The organism is Arthrobacter senegalensis, assembly GCF_059091765.1.
This window is the reverse complement of sequence record NZ_JBNHGZ010000005.1, coordinates 152,712-175,235: the sequence shown is the minus strand read 5'-3', so window position 1 is coordinate 175,235 and position 22,524 is coordinate 152,712. Positions and strand designations below refer to the sequence as shown.

General features: G+C 67.1%; 20 protein-coding genes. 6 read left to right on the top strand and 14 right to left on the bottom strand.

Features of this window, described 5'->3' with window-relative positions:
* Positions 1-22: 22 nt before the first annotated feature.
* The 4 genes from AC5RVG_RS15400 to AC5RVG_RS15385 form a co-directional block, all read right to left on the bottom strand.
* Complete coding sequence (locus AC5RVG_RS15400; RefSeq protein WP_494014518.1) at positions 23-1,417, bottom strand: NAD-dependent succinate-semialdehyde dehydrogenase; 1,395 nt, start codon at positions 1,415-1,417, stop codon at positions 23-25.
* 67 nt (positions 1,418-1,484) lie between these two features.
* Complete coding sequence (locus AC5RVG_RS15395) at positions 1,485-2,252, bottom strand: gamma-glutamyl-gamma-aminobutyrate hydrolase family protein (protein WP_494014517.1); 768 nt, start codon at positions 2,250-2,252, stop codon at positions 1,485-1,487.
* Entirely contained in the window at positions 2,249-2,635 is a 387-nt protein-coding gene (locus AC5RVG_RS15390; RefSeq protein ID WP_494014516.1) for a cupin domain-containing protein, read from the bottom strand. The genes AC5RVG_RS15395 and AC5RVG_RS15390 overlap by 4 nt, the downstream gene beginning before the upstream one ends.
* Positions 2,636-2,639: 4 nt before the next feature.
* Complete coding sequence (locus AC5RVG_RS15385; protein WP_494014515.1) at positions 2,640-3,473, bottom strand: fumarylacetoacetate hydrolase family protein; 834 nt, start codon at positions 3,471-3,473, stop codon at positions 2,640-2,642.
* A 296-nt stretch (positions 3,474-3,769) separates the two neighbouring features.
* Between AC5RVG_RS15385 and AC5RVG_RS15380 the strand changes: the two genes are divergently transcribed.
* Positions 3,770-4,345, top strand: coding sequence for a helix-turn-helix domain-containing protein (locus AC5RVG_RS15380; RefSeq protein ID WP_494014514.1), 576 nt, complete (start codon positions 3,770-3,772; stop codon positions 4,343-4,345).
* A 110-nt stretch (positions 4,346-4,455) separates the two neighbouring features.
* On the opposite strand, the gene purU is transcribed toward AC5RVG_RS15380, so the two are convergent.
* Positions 4,456-5,322 (bottom strand): formyltetrahydrofolate deformylase, encoded by an 867-nt coding sequence (gene purU, locus AC5RVG_RS15375; RefSeq protein ID WP_494014513.1) that lies wholly within the window; start codon positions 5,320-5,322, stop codon positions 4,456-4,458.
* 142 nt (positions 5,323-5,464) lie between these two features.
* Entirely contained in the window at positions 5,465-6,787 is a 1,323-nt protein-coding gene (locus AC5RVG_RS15370; protein ID WP_494014512.1) for a glutamine synthetase family protein, read from the bottom strand.
* 162 nt (positions 6,788-6,949) lie between these two features.
* Here AC5RVG_RS15370 and AC5RVG_RS15365 point away from each other — a divergent pair, with 162 nt between their 5' ends.
* Together AC5RVG_RS15365 and AC5RVG_RS15360 are read left to right on the top strand one after the other, a co-directional pair.
* The gene (locus tag AC5RVG_RS15365) at positions 6,950-7,885 is read left to right on the top strand and encodes a VOC family protein (protein WP_494014511.1); all 936 of its coding nucleotides are present in this window, start codon (positions 6,950-6,952) and stop codon (positions 7,883-7,885) included.
* Between the two features lie 31 nt (positions 7,886-7,916).
* A complete protein-coding gene (locus AC5RVG_RS15360; protein ID WP_494014510.1) occupies positions 7,917-8,684 on the top strand; it encodes a VOC family protein in 768 nt (255 codons plus the stop codon).
* A 129-nt stretch (positions 8,685-8,813) separates the two neighbouring features.
* Here AC5RVG_RS15360 and AC5RVG_RS15355 read toward each other — a convergent pair whose 3' ends face one another.
* The 4 genes from AC5RVG_RS15355 to AC5RVG_RS15340 all read right to left on the bottom strand — a co-directional run bounded on the left by AC5RVG_RS15355 (position 8,814) and on the right by AC5RVG_RS15340 (position 13,858).
* Positions 8,814-9,683 (bottom strand): 3-hydroxyacyl-CoA dehydrogenase family protein, encoded by an 870-nt coding sequence (locus tag AC5RVG_RS15355; RefSeq protein ID WP_494014509.1) that lies wholly within the window; start codon positions 9,681-9,683, stop codon positions 8,814-8,816.
* A gap of 7 nt (positions 9,684-9,690) precedes the next feature.
* A complete protein-coding gene (locus AC5RVG_RS15350; RefSeq protein WP_494014508.1) occupies positions 9,691-11,160 on the bottom strand; it encodes an aldehyde dehydrogenase family protein in 1,470 nt (489 codons plus the stop codon).
* A 28-nt stretch (positions 11,161-11,188) separates the two neighbouring features.
* On the bottom strand, positions 11,189-12,349 hold the full coding sequence (locus tag AC5RVG_RS15345; protein ID WP_494014507.1) for an acyl-CoA dehydrogenase family protein: 1,161 nt from the start codon (positions 12,347-12,349) through the stop codon (positions 11,189-11,191).
* Positions 12,350-12,427: 78 nt separating this feature from the next.
* The gene (locus AC5RVG_RS15340; RefSeq protein ID WP_494014506.1) at positions 12,428-13,858 is read right to left on the bottom strand and encodes an aminotransferase class III-fold pyridoxal phosphate-dependent enzyme; all 1,431 of its coding nucleotides are present in this window, start codon (positions 13,856-13,858) and stop codon (positions 12,428-12,430) included.
* 81 nt (positions 13,859-13,939) lie between these two features.
* Here AC5RVG_RS15340 and AC5RVG_RS15335 point away from each other — a divergent pair, with 81 nt between their 5' ends.
* Complete coding sequence (locus AC5RVG_RS15335) at positions 13,940-15,529, top strand: PucR family transcriptional regulator ligand-binding domain-containing protein (protein WP_494014505.1); 1,590 nt, start codon at positions 13,940-13,942, stop codon at positions 15,527-15,529.
* Positions 15,530-15,532: 3 nt separating this feature from the next.
* On the opposite strand, the gene AC5RVG_RS15330 is transcribed toward AC5RVG_RS15335, so the two are convergent.
* On the bottom strand, positions 15,533-16,720 hold the full coding sequence (locus AC5RVG_RS15330; RefSeq protein ID WP_494014504.1) for a CaiB/BaiF CoA transferase family protein: 1,188 nt from the start codon (positions 16,718-16,720) through the stop codon (positions 15,533-15,535).
* Positions 16,721-16,966: 246 nt separating this feature from the next.
* On the opposite strand from AC5RVG_RS15330, the gene speB reads away from it, so the two are divergent.
* Complete coding sequence (speB, locus tag AC5RVG_RS15325; RefSeq protein WP_494014503.1) at positions 16,967-17,932, top strand: agmatinase; 966 nt, start codon at positions 16,967-16,969, stop codon at positions 17,930-17,932.
* Positions 17,933-17,973: 41 nt separating this feature from the next.
* Here speB and AC5RVG_RS15320 read toward each other — a convergent pair whose 3' ends face one another.
* Positions 17,974-18,567 carry a helix-turn-helix domain-containing protein gene (locus AC5RVG_RS15320; protein ID WP_494014502.1) on the bottom strand — a complete coding sequence of 198 codons (594 nt, stop codon included), beginning with the start codon at positions 18,565-18,567 and terminating at the stop codon, positions 17,974-17,976.
* Between the two features lie 176 nt (positions 18,568-18,743).
* Between AC5RVG_RS15320 and idi the strand changes: the two genes are divergently transcribed.
* Entirely contained in the window at positions 18,744-19,274 is a 531-nt protein-coding gene (gene idi, locus AC5RVG_RS15315) for an isopentenyl-diphosphate Delta-isomerase (RefSeq protein WP_494001605.1), read from the top strand.
* A 60-nt stretch (positions 19,275-19,334) separates the two neighbouring features.
* Here idi and AC5RVG_RS15310 read toward each other — a convergent pair whose 3' ends face one another.
* Entirely contained in the window at positions 19,335-21,701 is a 2,367-nt protein-coding gene (locus tag AC5RVG_RS15310) for a putative bifunctional diguanylate cyclase/phosphodiesterase (RefSeq protein WP_494014501.1), read from the bottom strand.
* 259 nt (positions 21,702-21,960) lie between these two features.
* Entirely contained in the window at positions 21,961-22,500 is a 540-nt protein-coding gene (locus AC5RVG_RS15305) for a hypothetical protein (RefSeq protein ID WP_494001603.1), read from the bottom strand.
* Positions 22,501-22,524: the final 24 nt, after the last annotated feature.

Genomic DNA, 22,524 nt, shown 5'->3' with positions numbered 1-22,524 from the left:
TCCCGCTGGTGTGGGGAAAACGTCAGAGGCGAACCAGTTTTAGGTTGGCAAATTCGTCCATGCCCCACGGACCCAGCTCACGGCCAAAACCAGACTTCTTTACCCCGCCGAAGGGCAGGTCGGGTTCGGAGTCCGGGGCCTGGTTGATGAACACCATGCCGCACTCCAACCGCTCCGCGAGATCCAGCGCCCGCTGTTCATCGGTGGTGAAGATGGAGGCCCCCAACCCGTAGGGGGAGTCGTTGGCCAGAGCGACGGCTTCGTCTTCGTCCCGCACCGGATAGACCACGATGGCCGGGCCGAAGAGTTCCTCACGGAAAGCACGCATGCCGTCCACGACGCCGGTCAGCACGGCGGGCGCTACGAAGGCCCCCGGGCCCTCCAATCGCCGGCCGCCGGTGTGCAGGGTGGCTCCTTGCACCACCGCATCGGCAATCTGTTCGGCCAGCTCGTCTGCCGCTGCCGCCGAGGACATCGGCGCGATCGTCGTCGCCGGGTCGGAGGGGTCCCCGGGCACCAGGCCGCGGGCCAAGGCCGAGATCTCGCGCACGAAATCGTCGAAGATGCCCTCCGCGACGATCATTCGTTTGGGGGAGTTACAGGCCTGGCCCGCGTTGCTGAGCCTGGCGCGGAAGGCTTTGCGGGCGGTGGCCGCCACGTCGTCGCTTTCCAGCACAATCAGTGGATCCGATCCGCCGAGTTCCAGCACCACTTTCTTCAGGTGGCGTCCGGCGATTTCGGCGACGGCGGCGCCGGCGCGTTCGCTGCCGGTCAGCGAGACGCCTTGGATCCTGTCGTCGGCGACGATCAGTTCGGTTTGGGTCGTGGCGGCGTAGAGATTGCTGTACACGCCGGCCGGAAGCCCCGCATCCAGCAGGACTTCTTCAATCGCTTGGGCGGAGGCGGGGCAGCTGGACGCGTGTTTGACCAGCAGGGTGTTGCCCAGCACCAGGTTCGGCGCCGCGAAGCGCGCCACCTGGTACAGCGGGTAGTTCCACGGCATGATGCCCAACAAGGCACCTATCGGCCGCTTCTTAATCAGCGCCCGGCCCCCGCTGCGGGGGAGGTACTCCTGGTCAGCCAGCAGCGCCGGGCCTTCGGTCCCGTAGTAGTCGAAGATACTGGCGACAATGGACAACTCGCCTTTCGCCTCCACCAGACGCTTGCCCATCTCTTGGGTGATGATGGCTGCCAGCTCGTCGGTGCGCTCCGCAAAGAGTTCGCCCGCGCGCTTCACCCTGCGTGCCCTTTCGGCCACCGGCACGTCCCGCCACTGCAGGTATGCCTCATGGGCCGCCGCAATTGCCGCCACCACTTCCGCGTCCGATACGGTAGGCACGCTCTGCAAAACCTCTCCCGTGGCCGGGTTGGTTACTGCGAAACTGTTCTTCGTGGCAGCGGTAGCTGTGTGGGTCATGGGATCCTTTTCGATGTGAAAGCGGTCTGGCGGACGGGCATCGCCGGACGCATTGCCCGCGGACCTGTCAGTGTTGAAGCGCGGTCGCTGGTTCCTGGCGGTGCTGCCGGAAGCGGTCAGCTGCTCGGACAAGAGCCGTAAGCAGCTTGAGGCCTTCCGGGTCGAGACGTTCCTCGGGGTGCCACTGCACCCCCAGCGTGAAGGCATCGCCGGGAGCCTCGATGGCTTCGATGACGCCGTCGTCGAAATGCGCCGAAGCGACGAGTCCGTCTCCGAGAGTTTCCACCGCCTGGTGGTGGTGCGAGGCAATGTCGAAGGTAGCCGAATCCAAGACATTCTCCAGCAGGGTGCAGGGGACCACGGACACCGAGTGGGAAGTGAATTCGCCCACGACGTTGCGGTGCGGGGTCATGTCCAGCCGGTCGGCCAGATGCTGTTCCAAGGTGCCGCCGCAGGCAACATTCAACACCTGCATGCCGCGGCAGGCGCCAAACACCGGCATGCCTCGCCGGCGTGCTCCGCGGACCAACGCGATTTCGAGTTCGTCACGGACCCGCAGCGGCTTGTCGTTAAGCGGGTGGTTCGAGCGACCGTACAGGCCGGCGTCGAGATCCCGGCCGCCGGCGAGGAAGACGCCGTCGGCCAGCTCCAGCAGCCGTTCGGCGTTGTCCCGCAGCACTTCGGTGGGCGGCAGCAGCAGTGGCATGCCGCCCGACTGCTCCACGGCATGGATATACGTGTGCGGCAGGGCATCGTTCGGGATGTCCGACCAGGCTCCGGACGTGACGGACTTGCGGTCCGCCACGACCAGGATCACCGGAGGGGTGCCGTTCACGACGCCCCCAGCGTGGCATGCTCCAGCGGGGAAAGGTCGTGCCAGCAGGTGACTCCCCAAGTGGTTGCTAGCCAGACGGCGTCGGCGCCTTCGTCCGCGCCGTGCCAATGGTTCTCATCGACCGGGGTTTCAATCAGGGTTCCCGGGGCGATGCCGGTGTGTTCGCCGTCGTTATTTCCCACCCTGCCGGTGCCGCTGACCAGATAGAGCAGCTGCCCGCCGGGGTGGGAATGCCAGTTTGTCACCGCGCCGTCGTTGAAATGCACGCGGGCGATGTCGGGATCACCGTCTTGGGCGGCTTCGAGGATCATCTCCAGCTGCACCGGCCCGGTGAACTTCCCGCCGTAGACGTAGTCCTTGTTTCCTGAGGCGATGAGTTTCATGGCATTATGCCTCGGCGCGAACAGGGTTGCTGATCGTGCCGACACCGGCAACAGTCACCTCGACGACGTCGCCGTCGCGCAGGTAACGCGGAGGCTTGCGCTCGTCGCCGACTCCGCCAGGGGTGCCGGTAGCGATGACGTCGCCCGGCTCCAGGGTCATCCCGCGGGACAGGTACTCGATCAGGGTCGGGATGTCGAAGATCAGGTCCCGGGAGTTGCCCTTTTGCATGGTCTCGCCGTTGATGACGGTCTGAACGTCCAGGGCGTCCTTGTCCACGGAGTCCACGCTCGCCACAACCGGGCCGAGGGGAGTGAAGGTGTCAAAGCTCTTGCCCAAGGTGAACTGCTTCATGGGGGTCTCAAGCTGGGCACGGCGGCCGGACACATCGTTCAGGGCGGTGAAGCCGCCGACGTAGTCCCAGGCATCCTCCTTCGCCACGCGGTAGCCGCGCTTGGAAATGACGATGCCGACTTCGCCTTCAAAGTCGGGGCGGGTTTCCTCGCGGGGAATCACGATGGTGTCGTTGGGTCCGGTGATGGAAGAAGGGAATTTGGCGAAGACCACGGGTGCATCCGGGTGCTTGAGGTTGGTTTCCTCGACGTGCGACTGGTAGTTCAAGCCAATGGCGATCAGCTTGCCGGGGTTGGTCGGCGCGAGAACCTTGACATCCTGCAGCGAATGCTTCGCCCCGGACGCATTGTTGATGGTGTTCCAAGCTTCAGCCGAGCCGTCGAAGCCAACAGCCGGTGCGGCGCCTGCGTCAACAATGGTTTCGCCGTCTAGGCGTCCAAGCCGAACCTCGCCGGCGCTTGTTGCAAAACGGATTGCCTGAGTCATGGGAGACCTCCGGTAGATATGGGGCGTTTGGTTACTTTAAGAGTATATAAAGCCTTCTAAAAAACACAAGGGGCGGGCTGCGGGATGCCCGGCGTCGGGGCTGCATGGCAGCGCGCGCACGTGCTTACGTCGGTTGTGAGCGTGCTCATGGGCACCATCGCCGGGCCAAGCGCGGGGGAAGCGCTACTCGTTTCTGCTCAAAGGTCCGAAATCCCGGCGACTTCAGGAGGATAAAGTTACTCTCATCAGAGCTTGATATTGCGGCAGCGAAACCCAGCGGGATCGAGGATGGACAGATGAACGACCATATAGAGGCGCTTTCGGCCAACGTGCGGCGCCTGCGGGAAACCCATGGTCTTTCGCTGACCGAGCTAGGCGAACGCTCCGGAGTGGCAAAGGCGACCCTGTTCAAGGTCGAGCGGGGACAGACCAATCCGACGCTGGAAACCATGCTGGCTATCGCCCGCACGTTTGACGTGCCGCTGCCCGACCTGATCGCACTGCCCGAGCGCGCTCCGGTCGAGGTGGTTCACGATGGCGAGGGCGAAGATATTTCGGACTCGGCTTCGCTGGGGCACATTCTGCGAAGCCAGGTTATCGGAGCCGGCACGTTGGAAATCCACGCCCAATCCTTCAAGCAGGGTGCCGACGAGGTGTCGCCTTCGCACGGCGCCGGTGCCCGCGAGCATGTCTTCGTGCGCTCCGGCAAAATCCGGTTGGGGCCAGTCGGCCATGAGGTCCTCCTGGGGGAGGGGGACTACGCGACCTACGCTGCGGACAGAACGCACCGGTGGCAAGCGGAGGGCGGCGACGCTTCTGTGTGGATCGTGCATACTTTCCCCCGGGCCGCAGCTTTTAACGAACGCCAATAGGTCCAAGGGCAGAGCAGCCCCGGCTGGATCAGCCGGGGCCGCTCTGCCCTTCTCATCGACCGGGGGTCGCCATCCCGGGCAGCCAACGCCCTACTGCGGGCCCTTGCGCATCAAAAGACGACCGTGGTGTTGCCGTCGCGCATCACGCGGTCTTCGCAGTGCCACGTGACCGCACGCGAGAGCACGCTCCGTTCGACGTCGGCCCCAAAGCGCATGAGCTCCGCGGTGCTGTCCCGGTGGGAAACCCGGATGACGTCCTGTTCAATGATGGGGCCCTCGTCCAGGTCCTTGGTCACGTAGTGCGCCGTCGCCCCAATCAGCTTCACGCCCCGGTCCTTGGCCTTTTGATAGGGGCCGGCGCCGATGAAGGCAGGCAGGAATGAATGGTGGATGTTGATGACGGGAACGCCGACCTCGTCGAGAAATTCGGCGGAGATGATCTGCATGTAGCGGGCGAGTACCACCAAGTCCACGTTCCCCCGCAGCAACTCCAGGTGCCGTTGCTCGGCATCCTTCTTGTCACCCGCAACCGGAACGTGGAAGTACGGTATGTCGAAGGGGCGGACCTGGTGGGCGAGATCGGCGTGGTTCGAGACGACCATGACGATCTCCATGGGGATTTCGCCCCGGCGGTGACGCCACAACAGGTCCAGCAGACAATGATCGGTCTTGGATGCAAAGATGGCCACCCGCTTGCGTTTTCCGGCAGCGGTCAACTGCCATTCCATTCCCCACGGAACGGCCAGTTCAGCCTCGACTTCCGCGCCAAGCCGGTCCCGTTTGGCTTCGAAGCCCGGCAGGTGAAAAACCGTGCGCTGATACAGGGTGCCGTCCTCGACGCCCGTCGTGAATTGGTCCAGAGACACGATGTTGGCCCCGTGCCTCCTGAGCAGGTCGGCGACATTGGCGACGATCCCTGGTTGGTCCGGGCACTTGATAGTGAGCCGCCCGACGTCCGCGGTATCGGTCGGGGACATCAGTCTGGCGGGCAGGGTGGAAGCAGGCGTTGGCAAAGCGATCACCTCTCGAATCAGGGGCAGGGCGGGGCAGGAGCTCGTGAGGCTCCCGGGAGAGTATGCTCGCGCCGGGACAAGAGGCTCCGGCGCGTGTGGGTACGGGTTAGACGTGATGGCGGTAGAGATTCCATTCCCAGTCGGTCACGTGCGACTCGAACGCCTGCACTTCGCGGCGCTTGAGGGCGGCGTAGATGGACGTGAACTCGTCGCCGAATCCCGCGCGCATGACCTCGTTCTTCTCCAGGGCATCGATGGACTCGGCCAAGCTGCGCGGCAGCGGCTGGCCGATGGGATCCGGGGTCAGCTCGCGCCGAATGCCGTCGGAGGCAGCGTGGAGCATGGCCGCCATCAGCAGATGCGGGGAAGCGCTGGCGTCGCCGGCACGCAGCTCCAGCCGCGTGGCGCCCGCCCGTTCGGCCGGAACGCGAACGAAGGTAAAGCGGTTGTCTTCGCCCCAGTTGCTGGTGCGCGGGCTCAGGCCTTCCCCGGTCAACCGCTTGTAGGAGTTCACGGTGGGGGCCGCGAACGCCATGATCGCGGGGGCGTGGAGTTGGATGCCGGCAATGGCGGCCAGCGCCGTCGGGCTGAGGGCGCCCTCGGGGGCGGCAAACACGTTCTCTGCATCCCGCCAGAGGGACAGGTGCACGTGCAGGCTGCTGCCTTCCTCGCCGCCGACAGGCTTGGCCATGAAGTTGGCTTCCAGGCCCTCTGCGATGGCCAGCTCCTTGACCCCGGTCTTCAGCAGGAAGGCGGCGTCGGCTGCGACGAGTACATCGTCGTGCTGGAGGTTTACTTCGAACTGACCGGGGGAGAATTCGCGGTTCACCACTGTCACGCCGATATTCATGCCGATTAGCTGCCGATGCATGCGGCCCACGGCTCCGTCGGGGTCGGTAATCCGGTCCATGGTGTAGGAGACGCCGTTCAGCGCATAGGGAGTCCGGCCGTCATTGTCGTTCCGGAAGAGATAGAACTCGGGCTCGCCGGCGGCAATGGCGGAGAGGCCAAGCTCTTCCTGCAACCGTTCGGCGGCGACGGCCAGTTGGCTGCGCGGGCACAGCGCTGACGGCTGGCCGTGCTCGCTCAGACGCGTGAGGACCCACAGGGAGTCCGGCTCCCATGGGGGGACGAACGCCGTCGACAGGTCCAGGAACGCATGCTGGTCGGGATGATTGGCCAGAGCGGGGAATTCCTTGTCGTCCACCGGTACGCCGAGCAGGTCTTCGGCGTTGGCCATCTTAGAATACGCAACCCCCGAGGCCAGGTTGAGGAGCGAAGCCACGGGATATTGCTTACCTCGCTGGCGCCCGAACAAATCGGAATGGATGACCCGGATGACCTGTATGCCGCGGGCCAGCAACTGGTCCAGATAATCCGGGTCAAAGGCCGGAAGGACCGGTTCTCGGTCCAGCATGGGGCTTGTCATGGTTGCCTTCCTCAGGTTGGTACTGCTCTGCAGCTCAAAGTCTTGCCGTTCGGCGTCGTGGTTATTATAGTAATGTACGTGTTCAGCAAAAGAAACACTCCGGTCTGAAAAAGGGCCCGGCGGGCTGCCGGCCATCACCGGAACCGTTAATAAGGAGCGACAATGATCAAGCTGCATGACATCGACCATGTGGTCATGGGCGTCGAGGACCTGGATGCTTCCACGCAGCAATGGCAGGACGAGTTCGGCCTGACCGAGGTTGGCCGCGAGGGCAAGCAGACTTTCCTCGCGTGCAACTACGAGAAGCCGTCGCTGATCCTGCAGAAGGCCCCCGAGGCCGGCATCGTTCACGCCGCCTACCAGTTGGCGCCGGAACTGACATTGGACGACGCCGAGAAGCACTTGAAGGAGCACCGGGTCGAATACACGCGCTCGGACGAGGGAGTCTCCTTTGCCGACCTGGAAGGTAACGGCATCCAGTTCGTCGAATACCGGCCGAAGCAGGGGCAGGACCGCTACCCGCGCGAGTGGCGGCAGACCACCCGCAATCACCGCATCGGCGCCCCGCGCAAGCTCGGTCACGTGAACTACCTGACCGCGAACATCGGCGAGCAGGTGGATTTCTACCTCAACGTGGTGGGCATGAAGCTGGCCGACAAGCTGGGGCCAGACGCCGGTGCCTTCCTGCATATCGGCGCCGACCACCATGTGATGGCCTTCGTGAACACCGGCCAGGCACACTTCCACCACATCGCATTCGACATGCTCGACTGGGGGCAGATCCGCCAGTCCTTCGATCACCTCGCCCAGTATGGCCGGGTCATGCCGTGGGGCCCCGTCCGCCACGGTATTGGCGGCAACCTGGCCGGCTACGTCCGGCTTCCGGAGGCTGACTGCTTCATCGAGTTGTACTGCGACATCGAGCAGCTGGACGAAACCCATGTTCCGCGTGAGTATCCGGACGACCGACACTCCTCCAATGTGTGGGGCATGCTGCCGCCGCGCTCCTACTTCCGCTTCGACAAGGAGTCAATCGAAGCCGAGCGCGAGTCCCTGCAGTCCATCTGGGAAAAAGAGCCGGCGCTGCTGGGCGAATAGGCCCAACCCTTTATGTTCTAAGGAGCTGTTCGTGACTATTACCACCACTACCTACTCGCCGGGCGCCAGTGTCTGGCAGGAACTGACTGCGGGGAGCGCCGCAGGATTGGCCGATTTCTATCGCGACGTGCTGGGCTGGGAACTCGACCTGCAAGGCGATGCAGGCCTCTTCACCCTTCACGGCGTGCCGATCGCAGGGCTGCGCGTAGACTCTGCGGCCGGTCCGGCAGAACTCGGCTGGAAAGTCTTCCTCGGAAGCGATGACGTAGCCGCAGCCGTCGACCGGGCAGTTGCAGCCGGCGCCTCGGTTGTTGAGGAAGAGGTGAACCTGTTGGCAGGGGGAAGCAACGGCGTCGTGCTCCGTGATCCGGAAGGGCCTTTGTTCGGCATCGCCGCCATGGACGGCGGAGCAGCATCCGGGCCGTCCTCCGAGCTCGGCCGGCTGGCACTGGTTGACGTGATGAGCCATGATCTCGCAGCGGCCGAGTCTTTCCAGACTGCGCTCTTCCCGGAGAACGTGCTGGAACATATTGAGGAAGAACTGAGCGTCTACCGCGACGCCGAGGGGCGCGCACTGCGCGCGATCAACGCCATCCCCGCGGAAGCGAAAGACTTCCTGCCCCCGCACTGGCTGGCCTGGTTCGTGGTGGCTGACCAAGCTGCGGCAGCGGCTGCCGCCACGGCGGTCGGTGGCGGCGTGAACGTGCAGGACCAGCCGATCGCTTTCGGCCGGTGGGCGGTGGTGACCGACCCGTCGGGTGCCGCGTTCAAGGCGTTGCAGCTGGATCGCGTTATTTGACGGCCGCCTCCCGGCCGCCCGAGCGCCGAAGGGCCCGCTTCATCCCGTACATCGGGGATGGAGCGGGCCCTTTCGCGTGCGGTCCGGTAGCCCTGCAGAGCTGGCTCGGACAGAAACCTTGGAGTTTCGTCAGTAGCTGTACCAGCCCCGGCCGCTCTTGCGTCCCAACCGGTTTTGCTCGACAAGATCCGTGATGGCCGGATGCGGCAGGTCCGCCTCATCGCCGGTTTCTGCGTGGGTGGCACGGGCGATGAAGTCGATGACGTCCAGGCCGACCATATCCATGAGTTCGAAGGGGCCCATCGGGTGGCCGAGGGCGGTTTTCGCGGTGGTATCGATGTCCTCGACGCTGGCAACGCCGGCGGCATGCAGGGCCAGCGCTTCCTTCTGGAGGGCGCCCATCAGCCGGTTGGCGACGAAGCCCGGGACCTCCCGGTTGATCAGGACGGGTTCCTTGCCGAAACGCCGCGCCAGTTCCATCGTGGTGTCCACGGTGGCCTGCGACGTCGACTCGTGCCGCACCACCTCCACGCACTTCATCACCAGGGCCGGGTTGAAGAAGTGCATGTTGCAGACCTGCTCCGGCCGGCCGGTCACCGCGGCGACCTTGGACGAGCCGAGGGTGGAGGAGTTGGTGGCCAGGATGGCGTGCGGGGGCGTTACCTCGCCCAGCCGGGCGAAGATCTGCTGCTTAATCTCGAGCCGCTCCGTGGCCGCCTCGATGACGAAGTCGGCGTCCGCCGCTGCGGCCGCGAGGTCCGTGGCGAAGGCCAGGCGTCCCAACGCGCTCTCGGCGTCCCCGTGGCTGATCCGTCCCTTGGCCGCACTGGCCCGCATACGCGCGGCCAACTGCTCCTTGGCCTGGGCGAGCATGTCTTCGGCGATGTCCTGGACGGTGACCCGGTACCCGGCCAGGGCGGCGACCATGCCGATTTGTGAACCCATGGCGCCGGAACCCACGACCAGGATGTGCTTGATGTTGTCGATGGAGACAGTCATGTGTTCCTCAGGCTCCGGCGGTGCCGCCGCGGAGATAAACGGTGGTGGTGTGGGTGAAGAACTCCTTGGCCGCGGCGCCCTGTTCCTTGGGTCCGTACCCTGACTTCTTGGCGCCGCCGAACGGCACGTGCGGGTCGGCGCCGGCGGACTCGGAGTTGACGTGCAGGATGCCGACGTCGAGGTCGTCGATCGCGTCGAGGGCACGGGTAACGTCCTGGGTGAACAGGGCGGCGGAGAGCCCGAATTCGCTGTCGTTCGCCAAGTCGAAGGCCTGCTCCACGGTGGCCGCCCGGCGGACGGCCAGCACGGGTCCGAAAAGTTCCTCGCGCCACAGGTCGAGCTCCCGGTCGTCGGGGAGCTCAAGGATGGTAGGCGGGACGAAGTAGCCGCGGGCGAGGAAGCCATCCTCGTACCGCTGGCCTCCGACGATCCGCCGGGTTCCCTGCGCGAGCGCGGCTTCGATGCCGTCGTGGATGGACTTCCGGGCGGCGTCGTTGATGACCGGTCCCATCTGCACCGCGGGGTCGGCCGGATCGCCGACTGCCAACGCATGTGCGCGCTCGGTGAGCACGGCGAGGAATTCGTCGGCGACGGCATCGGCCACGATGAGCCGTGACGTGGCGGTGCACTTTTGCCCGGTGGAGCGGAAGGCACCGAGGATGACTTGTTCGGCGGCAAGCTGCAGGTCGGCGTCGGCGAGGACGACGGCGGCGTTCTTGCCGCCCATCTCGGCCTGCACGGGAACGCCGCGTCCGGCCGCCTCCGCGGCGAGCCGGCGGCCCACCCCGGTGGAGCCCGTGAAGGTCAGGCCGTCCAGCGCCGGGTGCTCGACGAGGGTGTTGCCCATGGCGCCCGGGCCGATCAGCAGGTTCAGCACGCCGGCCGGCAGCCCGGCGGAGTCCAGCGCCTGGGCCAGCCGCAGTGCAAGCAGCGGCACGGTGCTCGCCGGCTTCCAGACCACGGTGTTGCCGTACGCCAGGGCCGGAGCGATTTTCCACGCCGGGATGGCGATGGGGAAGTTAAACGGGGTGATCACGCCGACCACGCCGAGCGGCTTGCGGGTCACGAGGATCTTCTCGCCGCGCCGCGGGGAGGAGAAGATCTCCCCGGCGGCGCGGTCGCCGTCGTTCCCGTAGTAACGGAAAATCTGCGCCGCCCGCAGCACCTCGCCGTGGCCTTCCGCCCGGGTCTTGCCCTCTTCCCGGGCCAGCTCCAGCCCCCAGGGTTCGGCGTTCTGTTCAAGCACGACGGCGGCGCGCAGCAACACGGCGCCGCGCTCGTGCGCCGGGGTGCGGGCCCACTCACGCCGGGCGGCGACGGCGGCCGCCATGGCCTGTTGCACCTCGGCAGGTCCGGCCTGCAGGCCCCGGGCGACAACCTCGTCGGGGCGGGCCGGGTTGTGGCTGGCGATGGGGGAGCCGGAACCGGGAACCCAGGCGCCGTCGATGTAGTGCTGCAGCTGTACCGGAGAGGTCATGCGTGCTCCTTGGCGTTCGGAGAGGGGGTCAGCGGAAGGCGGGGACGCCGGTGATCTTCTGGCCGAGGATCAGGGTGTGGACCTCGTCGGTGCCCTCGTAAGTGCGCACGGACTCGAGGTTGTTGGCGTGGCGCAGCGGCGAGTAGTCCAGGGTGATGCCGTTGCCGCCGAGGATGGTGCGGCATTCGCGGGCGATTTCGATGGCTTCGCGGCAGTTGTTGAGCTTGCCGACGGAGATCTGGTGGGGCTGCAACTGTCCGGCGTCCTTGAGGCGGCCAAGGTGCAGGGCGAGCAGGAAGCCCTTGTTGATCTCCAGCGCCATGTTGACCAGTTTTTCCTGGGTGAGCTGGTAGCCGGCCAGCGGCTTGTCGAACTGCATGCGCTCCTTGGAATAGTCCACCGCGGTCTGCCAGGCATCGCGGGCGGCTCCCATGGCGCCCCAGATGATGCCGTAGCGGGCTTCGTTCAGGCATTCGAACGGGCCGCGCAGCCCCTTGGCCTTCGGCAGCAGCGCCCCGGCGGGCAGGCGGACGTCGGTGAGTTCGATGTCGCACTGGATGGAGGCGCGCATGGAGAGCTTGGCCTCGATCGGGGTGGCCTTGAAACCGGCGGTGTCGGTCGGCACCACGAAGCCGCGGACGCCGTCGTCGGTCTGGGCCCAGATCACGGCGACCTCGGCGACCGAGGCGAGGCCGATCCAGCGCTTGGATCCGTTGAGTACCCAGTCGTCCCCGTCGCGGCGGGCGAAGGTCTTCATGCTGGCCGGGTCGGAACCGGCGCTGGGTTCGGTCAGGCCGAAGCAGCCGATGGCCTCGCCGGCGGCCATCTGCGGCAGCCACTCGTTCTTCTGCTCTTCGGAGCCGTGCTTGTGGATCGCGCTCATGGCCAGCGAACCCTGCACGGAGACGAAGGTGCGCAGCCCGGAATCGCCGGCCTCCAGTTCGGCGCCGGCGAGCCCGTATTCGACGGCGGAGCGGCCGGCGCAGCCGTAGCCGTCCAGGTGCATGCCGAGCAGGCCGAGCTTGGCCAGCTCGGGCACGATCTCCAGCGGGAACACCGCGTTTTCGTACCAGCCGGCGATGTTCGGTTTGATCGCGCTGTCCACAAAGGAACGGACGTTCTTCTGCAGTTGCCGTTCCTCCTCGGTGAGCAGGGATTCGAACGAAATCAGGTCATGGTCCAAAGACATCGGGTGTTCCTTCCAGTGGAGTTCGGCGGGATGGTGTTGAGGTGTGGGGCTGCCGCAGGACGGTTCCCAGCAGGCGGGTCAGGCCGATGCCGGGGCGGCCGACGTTGGCTTCCCGTCCGCCGCAACGTCGAGGACTGCCTGCCGCAGCACCTGCAGGCCATCGGAGAGCAGGTCCTCGCCGATGACCAGCGGGGGCAACAACCGGATGACGTTGCCATGGGTGCCGCAGGTCAGGGTCAGCACGCCCTGCGCGTGGCACCGCGCAGAAACTTCCTTGGCCAGGTCGGCCCGCGGGGCCAGGGTGTCCCGGTCCGCGAACTCCAAGGCCAACATGGCGCCGCGGCCGCGGAATTCGGCCACGACGTCGGTCTCCGCGACCAGCGGCTCCAACACCCGGCGTGCCGTGGCTTCGATGGCGCGGGCGTTGGCCAGCAGGCTGCCGTCCTCAAACGCTTCGAAGACGGCCAGCGCGGCCTCGCAGGCCAGCGGATTGCCGGCGTAGGTGCCGCCGAGACCGCCGGCGTGCACGGCGTTCATCAGGTCGGCGCGGCCGGTGACGGCGCTGAGCGGCAGCCCGTCGGCTAGCGCCTTGGCCGTGAGCGTGATGTCCCCGGCCACCGACTCGTGTTCGCTGGCGAAGAGCGTCCCGGTGCGTCCCATGCCGGCCTGGATCTCGTCGATCACCAGCACGATGCCGTGCCGGTCCGCGATCCGCCGCAGCCCGGCGAGGAAGCCGGGGGCCGGAACAACAAAGCCGCCCTCGCCCTGGATGGGTTCGATGACCATGGCGGCGAAGCTGTCCGCGCCGTGCTCGGCGAGCGTGGCCTCGACCGAGGCAAGGGCCGCCGCGGTGACGTCCGCGGCCGAGGCGGGGACCCCGCCGTCGTGCTGTGCCGCCGGGCGCAGGGGGTTGGCCGAAACGGACCGCACGATCTCTGCCGGAAAGGGCCCAAAGTTCATCCGGTACGGGTTCTCCTTGGCGGTCATCGCCATGGTCAGCAGGGAGCGGCCGTGGTACGCCTCGTCAAAGACCAGCACCCTGCTGCGGCCGGTGGCCGAACGGGCGATCTTGACCGCGTTCTCCACCGCCTCGGCGCCGGTGGAGAACAGCGCAGTGCGCTTCTCGAAGTCGCCCGGCGTGTGCTCGTTGAGCCACTTGGCCACCTCGGTGAAGGACTGGTACTCGGTGACCATGAAGCAGGTGTGGGTAAACCTCTCCAGCTGCGCGGCCACCCGCTCTCCGACCCGGGCGTGGCTGGCCCCGATGCTGGTCACGGCGATGCCGGAGGCGAAGTCGATCAGCCGGTTTCCGTCCACATCCTGCAGGATGCCGCCGTCCGCCTTCTCGATGAAGACCGGCAGGACGATGCCGAAGCCGTCGCTGACGTGGGCAAGCCGGTCCCGGTGCAACGCTTGGGAACGGGGGCCGGGGATGGCAGTCGCCAGGTGGCGGGACTGGGGGAGCGTGACGGCGGCCGCGCCGGTCGCGGAAGTGAGCACATCGGTCATAGGGCAACGCTAAGCGCGCGGTGGGCAGTGGGTCATCGGATGTTCTGCCCAAAAGCTCCGGCGGTGTTGGATAATCAGTCCATGGTTTCCCTTGCGCAGCTCAGCCATGAACTCGGAGATTCGCTCAGACCGGCGGTTCCCGGACCCGTGCCGGGGATCCAGCTCTCCGGTGTCCATGTGTCCGAGCTGGCAGACCCGGGGGCCTACCTGGAGGGCGGCGAGCTGCTGCTGACCACCGGCATCCCGCTCAGCGGGAGTGCCGCCGCCGTGGACGGGTACGTGCGGCGGCTGGCGGCCAAAGGGGTCGCCGCCCTTGGCTTGGGGCTGGGGGAAGGGCTGGACAGCGTGCCGCCGGAGCTGGTCCGGGCCTGCTCCGCCGAGGGTGTGGAGTTGCTGGTGGTCCCCGACGGCGTTCCCTTCCTGGACGTCTCGCGGATGTTCTGGGAATTGGCCTCGCGGAGCGACCAAGCCGACCTGATAGCGAACCTGGGAACGCAGACAGCTCTGGCCCGCGCGACGATGCGTCCGGATGCCCTGCCGTCGGTCGTACAGGGGCTGGCCCAGGCGCTGGGCGGCTGGGCGGCCTACCTGCCCGCGGACGCCGGGACGGAGGCCACCGTCTGGCCGGCCAGCGCGCTGCCGTTGCTGCCGCACCTGAGACTGGAAACCACACGACTCAATGTTGCCGGCACCCATTCCGCCGCTACCTTCTGGCTGCACGGCGCTCCCGTCGTCGAGTATCCGATCCTCGTCGGACGGCGGATCGACGGCTTCCTGGCCATCGGCCCCGGCCGGACCCTGACCAAGGCCGATCGGCAGATCATCACCACGGTCTGCGTCCTGCTGGCCCTGAAGGCCCAGCAGCGCGAGGAGCTGCTGGGGACGACGACGGTGCTGGGCTCCGTCGTCGCCAAGCTGGTTGCCCGCGGCCAGGTGGAGGCAGCCCGGCTGGTGGCAACCGACGGAAACCTCGGGCAGCTGCCCGAACGGGTCCGCGTGCTGGCCGCGCGGATGGGCACGGCGGATTCCCTCGCCGCGCTCGCCGGTACGGTAGCCCGGCTCCGGCCGGCCGACGGCGGCGGCTCGCCCGCGGCGGCGCTGGCCGGCTCTACCCTGCGCTTCGCCGACGACGGCGTGGCCTACTTCCTGCTGCATGCCGGGCTCGCGGAACGGCCAGCGGCAGACGGGCAGGCAGATGGGGAAGAAGCCGACGCGGAACTTCTGGTCTGGTCGGGGGGCGGCGCGGGCGCCGATGCAGCCGGGGTTGCGCCGGCGTCAATGTCGGCAGCTGCCTCTGGGGGTCCGGAGACCGGTGCTGCCTGGACGGAGTCCCTCGCCTTGGCGGACGTGGCGGCGGCCATGTCAGCGGTGCGCCGTGCCGCGGTCGCGGCGCCCGCGGGCAAGCTCGTGGAATTGGCGGCCGACGATGAGGCGCGCGCAGATGCGTGGGTCGAGGCGCTGGCGGGGTACCGGCGCGCCGAGCTGCTGGAGACGGTGGCCGCCTACCTGCGCCACCGGGGCCATTGGGAAGACACGGCCCGCCAACTGGGCGTGCACCGGAATTCGCTGCGCCACCGGATGGCGGTGGCCGAGCGTCTGCTCGGCGTCAGCCTCGACGATCCGGACGTCGCCGCGCACCTGTGGCTGGCCCTCCGGCGGCGTGGCCTCTGACGTTCAGTCCAGGCTGCGCAGCCACTCCAGCACCGGTGTGGTGTGTTCGCCGAGCGCGGGCGGGGCAGCGGTGCGGGGTTCGAACGCCGGGCTCCAGGAGATCGGGTGGCGGACTTGGCGGCCGGCTGGCTCCCCGCTGGCATCGCGGACTTCGATGGTCGGGGCCAGCCCCAGTGTTTCGGCATACCTGATGCCTTCGTCGATGCCGGCCACCGGGCCGGCTGGAACGCCGACGCCGGTGAGCTTGCCCTGCCACACCGATGCGGAGGCGGCGGACAGGGCCTCCTCCAGCAGCGGGATGAGCTCCCGGCGGTGCTGCACCCGGGCGCTGTTGGTGGCGAAACGCTCGTCGTCCGCGAGCTGCGGCTCTCCCAGGACAGCGGTCAGCTGCCGGAACTGTCCGTCGTTGCCGCATGCGACGGCCAGCGGGCCATCGGAGCATTCCAACAGCTGATAGGGAACGATGGATGGATGCTCGTTGCCCATCCGCCGGGGGACCTTGCCTGCTCCCAGGTAGGCCTGGGCCTGGTTGGCCAGGGCGCCCTGCAGGCTGGACAGCAGGTTGACCTCGAGCCGGCTGCCCCGGCCGGTGGCAGCGCGGGCGTTGAGCGCGGCGAGGATCCCGACTGTCGCATCCTTCGCGGTCAGCACGTCCACCAGGGCGACACCCGCCTTGTAGGGTGAGCCGTCCGACTCGCCGGTGATGCTCATCAGGCCGCCGACCGCCTGCACGATGAAGTCATAGCCGGGCAGGGACGCACCTTCGGCCGAACCAAAACCGGAGATCGAGGCGTAGACCAGGCCCGGATTGTCGGCCGCGAGGTCCGCATACCCGAGCCCGAGCCTGTCCATCCCGCCGGGTTTGAAATTCTCCACGACGACGTCGGCCGCCAGCGCCAGCTTCCGGGCCAACCGCCGGTCGCCGGGATCCGCCAGGTCCAGGCAGATCGATTCCTTGTTGCGGTTCACGCTCTCGAAGTAGGTGGCCCCGGTCGGGGAATACGGCGGACCCCAGCTGCGGGTGTCGTCCCCCGTGCCCGGACGCTCTACCTTGATGACCCGTGCACCCAGGTCGGCCAGCGTCATGGTGGCCAGCGGGCCGGCGAGCACCCGGGAGAAGTCGGCCACCAGCAGGCCTTCCAAGGGTCTTTTGACTGAAGCCGCGTCAGCGGCAGTGGGGGAGTCAGGCACGATCCGTCCTTCCGAACAAGCATGAAGTGGCGTTGAGTCTACGGCAGGGCTTTCGGCGTGGGACTGGTTGTCTTGGCCAGACATTGGTTGTTTCGTCCAAGGGGCGGTAACTGCCGACCCTACCGCCGGGATGGAGTCTTGACGGCCCTGCACGCGACAGGGATAGTGTTGCATGACCTACGTCACGTATTGCAATACTCCGGACACCCGCGCCAACAATAAGGAAGACCGTTGCCCCCATTGCCAGTGCACACCACATCCCGCAACGAACAGGGCGAACCCGTCGTCGAGCAGGTCGACTTCGCGGCCGTCCCTCGGTTCTCGTCGGCGCCTACGTTCGCCGGGCTTCCCCGCCTGGACCAAGTCAGCGACTATCAGGTAGGTCTCGTCGGCATTCCCTTCGACTCCGGGGTGACCTTTAGGCCGGGGGCCCGCTTCGGACCGGAGGCGATCCGCAGCGCAAGCCGCCTGATTCGTCCCTACCACGTCGAACTCGGCTCCCATCCCTTCAGGCAGCATCAGGTCGCGGATCTAGGCAACATCCCGGTCACTCCGTTCAATATCGAGGCTGCCGTGGAGGCCATGATTCGAGGCCTCGACGAGGCTTCGGAGCGGAGCCAGCGCCTGGTCGTGCTCGGGGGCGATCACACGATTGCCTACCCGGCGCTGAAGTCACTGCACCGCCTTCACGGCCAGGTGGCGGTGGTTCACTTCGACGCCCACCTCGACACCTGGGGCCCGTATTTCGGCGCCAATCTCCACCATGGAGCACCATTTCGCCGGGCGTTCCAAGAAGGCCTGATCGACCCGGAGGGATGCCTCCATGTTGGTGTTCGCGGATCGGTTTACGGGCCGGAAGACCAGGACAACGATGATGCGACGGGCTTTCAACGCATTCGTGCCAGCGAGTTCATCGGCACCGGACTTGACGGCATCGTCGAACAGATCAGGCATCGGGTGGGAACGCGTCCGCTCTATGTCTCCGTTGACATCGATGTGCTCGATCCGGCGTTTGCCCCCGGCACCGGGACACCCGAACCCGGCGGCCTCGCCAGTCGGGACCTCCTGCACCTGTTGCGGGGCCTCGCGGGCCTGAACCTTGTAGGGGCCGACATCGTGGAGGTGGCCCCCGCATACGACCATGCGGACATCACCTCAATGGCCGCCGCTCAGGTTGCCTACGAGTACTTGAGCATCTGGGCTAAGCCCTGAAGCCGCTGCCCCACCGGCCCCGTGTGTAGGCCGACGGCACGTCACATCGACGCATGCGGAGTCAGGACCCACAGGACCCGCGCTTGCCGGGTTTTCGAGGGGTTCCGCCAGAGATGGGGGAGCGAGGCACGAAAGGTGAGCGAATCACCCTCTTGGAGCTCCAGCTGCTGCCCTTCGACGGTGATGTGGAGTTCGCCCTGCAGAACAGTGACGAACTCCCGATCGACGGGGAGCCGGTACGGTTCGGGGTCGCTTCCGCCGCCGGGTTGGATGACCGTTTCGATAACCTGCACGCCTCCCTGGCCCGGCGGCGTCAGGATCGAATCGGCGACTTTGTGGCCGAGGAAGCGCGAGGGTTCGCGGGCATCCGCCCTGACCAGGTGAACGGCCGGCGGCTCGAAGAGGGCCGAGAGCGGAAGATTCAGCGCATCACAGATGGAGGCCAGCGACGCGACGGAGGCCGATGTTTTTCCCAGTTCCACCTGGGAAATGAAGCCCTTGGTCAACCCGGTGTGGTTCGCGGTCTCAAGGATGGTGAGCCCGCGGTCCTCCCGCGCCCGCCGCAGCCGCTCGCCGATGAGTTTGACCTGTTTCGTCGCCGGCCTTTCGTCGGTTCGCGCCGCGTCGTCCTTCATGCTCTTATCTTGCCCTACCGCTCGGTGATACGGTCCACGGCCCTCGCGCATGTGCCGATGTCCCCGCAGATGCTGCCGGTGGTTCTCCCACCTGCCGCCCATACAATGGCTGGTATGAACACCACTGACCGCCGGGAGCTCCCCCGGCAACGGCAGCTGCCCGGGTCCGGGCCGACATGACGGCGGAAACGACCGAGCAGGTAGTGCTGCTGGACGAGAACCTGAAGCCCGCCGGCGTTGCCGACAAGGCCGAGATCCACACGGGCGAGACACCGCTGCATCTCGCCTTTTCCTGCCATATTTCCGACGCCGAGGGCCGCGTGCTGGTGACCAGGCGTGCGCTGAACAAGCTGACCTGGCCGGGCGTCTGGACCAACTCCGCGTGCGGCCATCCGGCCCCGGGGGAGGAGATGGCCGACGCCGTGCGGCGAAGGGTGCGCTACGAGCTGGGGCTCGGGCTGGAAGACCTGAAGCTGGTGCTGCCGGACTTCCGCTACCGCGCGGTCGACGCGTCCGGCATTGTGGAGAACGAGTTCTGCCCCGTCTACACGGCGCTGGCCGCCGGCGAACTGTCGCCGCGCGATGACGAGGTGGCCGAATACCGTTGGGTGCGGCCCTCCGACCTGCGGACCGCCGCGACCGCAGCGCCGTGGGCCTTCAGCCCGTGGATCGTGCTTCAGCTGCAGGCCCTGGAACGACTGGCCTAGCGTCCGCAGGGATTGGCGCGGGCACCGCGGCGTCAGCCGGATGCCGGACGGCCCGCGCCTTTAGGTAGCAGGCGAATGTTCGGCCGTCCGTCCGGCCATGGCCGGACGCGAATCGCGGCGGGACGGCGCCGGCAGCGCCGCCGTCCCGGAGGTGACCAGCCGGGAGATGAGTTCGTCCGGCCACATGGGCCGGCCGAAGTAAAAGCCCTGCGCATTCAAACCCGGGCAGCCGGCCAGCCACTCCACGGCCTCGGCGGTCTCGATGCCCTCGATCACCACGTCCGCCTTCAGCGCGGTGAACATGGCGATCAAATGGCTGACCACGATGTTGCGGGCGGTTTCGTCGTCGTTCGGTGCGCTTCCGTCGTCACCGCTGACCAGCGAGCGGTCCACCTTGACAATGTCGAAGGGGAACTCGGTCAGCGCGTTCATGGATGAGTAGCCGGAGCCGAAGTCGTCCACGGCGATCCTGAACCCCTCGCTGCGCAACTGTACGAGGGCTGCCCGGGACTGCTCGGACATCTTGTCCAACGAGTTTTCGGTCAGCTCCACGATGATGTTCAGCTCCGGCCCTTCGGCGCGCATCCGCCGCAGCCGGTCCACGACGGGGGATCCGGTGGCGAGCTGGCCCAGCTCCACGTTGACGGAGACGGAGCGGACGCTGGTGATTTCGCTGATGCGGGCCATCGCCGCCGCCGCACCATCGATCACCTGGATGGTCAGCTCGTTGAGCAGGCCCAGCCGGTTCGCCTCAGTGACCAGCCGGTCCGCCGGGATGTTGCCCAGTTCGTCGTCTTCATAGCGGGCCAGGGCCTCGAATCCGACGATCGCATCCAGGTCCAGCGAAACGATGGGCTGCAGCGCCACACGCAACAGGCGCCGGCGGATGCCGCGTTCAACCGCGACAGCCAGACAGGCTTCGGCCTCCGAGCCGTCGCGCTGTGCGTCGCGCAGCCGCTGCTGCAGCCGCTTGGAGCCGTACATGCCGGAATCGGCGTTGCGCAGCAGCTCCTCGATATTGGGTGCCGGGCGATCCGAGTACGCCACGCCGGTGCTGGCCCGCACCCGCAGTGTGTTGCCGCGGGCGGTGAGCGGGCGTGCGATCGCGGCGGCGATCCGTTCGGCGGCGGCGCGGGCGCCGGTTTCGCTGGTGACGTCGCGGAGCACCACGACGAATTCGTCGCCGCCGATGCGCGCGGCCACGTCGTCCTCTCGGATTTCCGAGCGTATCCGCTGCGCGGTGGCGGTGAGCAGCAGGTCGCCGACGTCGTGGCCGTGCCTGTCGTTGACGGCCTTGAACTCGTCCAGATCCAGATAGACGACGGCGATGGCCTCGCCGGGGCGGCGGCCGGCGTTGATCTCGGCCAGCCGCTGCCAGAGGGCGCGCCGGTTGCCCAGCCCGGTCAGGGCATCGGTGTCCGCCTGCAGCCGCAGTTCGTGCACCAGCTCATCGTGCCGGACCATGATGCTGCCGACGTGTGCCAGCGCGTCGAGCACCTGCTCGTCTTCCTCGGTGAACTGTGCGCCGCCGTTCCGCGACGCCACCAGGTAGTTGTCGCCGTGGTCCCAGCGACGCATCCGGACACCGATTTCCCTATCTTGCGGCGCTTCTGGACGCAAGGACACGCGGTCGGCGCGCACCGAGGCGCTGGCGGCGGCGAGGAGGGTCCGGTCGAGCCCGTCCGGATTCCACGGCAGCTCGAGCGAGGCGTCGACCAGGCCGGTGAGGCGGCGGCGCAGCTCGCGGTTGCGCAGCCAGCCGGTGACCGCCAGCGCCAGCACGGACGCGAAGACCAGGAGCAGCGACTGGACGCCGTCGTGGCCGAACCGGAGGGCGGCGTACTGGGCGGCCAGGCACAGGAGCAGATTGATGGCCAGCGTGCACAGGGCCGGCGCCCAACCGATGCCGTTGCGGAAGGTGCCGCTGCGCGTGGCCGTGGTGGCGAAGGCACGCTCGACGGCAATCGCCGTCATGAAGAAGGCCAGCCAGCCGGCCAGCAGTGCGGCCGGCCACGCAAAACCGCCCGCGTGGAAGGCTTGGAACACCGCAACCAGCACGGCGGAGGCGAGCAGCCGGCTGATAAACCAGTACACCTCTCCCCAGCGGAAGCGCCGGAAAACCACGCGGGTGGCCAGGAGCCCGACTCCCACCACCGCCACCGTTTCGTGCAGCGGGGCGGTGAGGTCGTTGCAGACGATCACGGCAGCGGTCATCGCGGCGGTGGTTTGGCGGCGCATGAGCGGCGTATCCACGCGCAGGTGCCAGGCCAGCACCAGCATCAGCACGGAGAGGACGGCCACGAGGTCGAAGCGTGGCGGAGCGACGATCGAAGCCGCGACGACCTGGCCCAACACCAGCAGCCCGGCAGACGAAATGCCGGCGATGGCAGCCCACGCGAAGGCGGCCGCCGCCTTGGTGGCCGTCATGATGCTGCCGGCATGCCCGTTCCCCACTTCTGCCGTCCCGCGTTAACGTTTCAACCATCGTAACCGTGCAGCAGGCCCAGCCCGTGCAGGCAGCGGCGGACGCTCCGAAACAGGGAGGGGCCACGGGAAACCGGCGCCCGACGCGCGCCTTCGTGACCGGCACCAGCCGCGGAAAGACGGACAGCAGGCGGCCCGCCCGAACGCGGCACCTGTCCGGCTCGCTCCGGACATTGCACACCGCGTGGGCGGGCCTTCGCCTTTAGTGCTTGAGCAGCCCCTCCAAGAAGGTGGCGGGCCGCTGCATTTCGCCGTGCTTGGCACCGAGCACGATGACCGTGCCGGCGAAGGCCGGGATGGTCCACTGCAGCAGCTTGAGTTGCTTCTGCGCGGACTTAAGCTCCGGTGACGCCATCGGTGAAGGCTCGGTGGCGCCCTCTGCACCCTGTTCGGCCATCTTCTCCACCTTCTTGCCCAGCATTCCGGCGTAGAGGGTGACGGCCGCGCCGGCCAAGGTGACGACGGTCTTGATGACGGTATTCCGCGTCACCCCTTCCTGCTTGACCATCCTGCCCTTGTTGCCCGCCAGCAGCGGCAGGCCGGAGGCAAGGTGCGATACGAAGGCCACGGTCTGGACCGGCGCCCACTTCATCCAGCCGATGCTGGACAAACGGGTGCGCTCGCGCGGATCCTGGGCGGCGGCGGCCGCCCCGTTAAGCCCGATGGCGCCCATCAGGGAACCGCCGAACCAAGCGGCGGCAGTAAGGTCGTGCACAGAACGGGCCAAAAGATTTCCGGACATTGCTGACTCCTTAAGTGCGTGCTG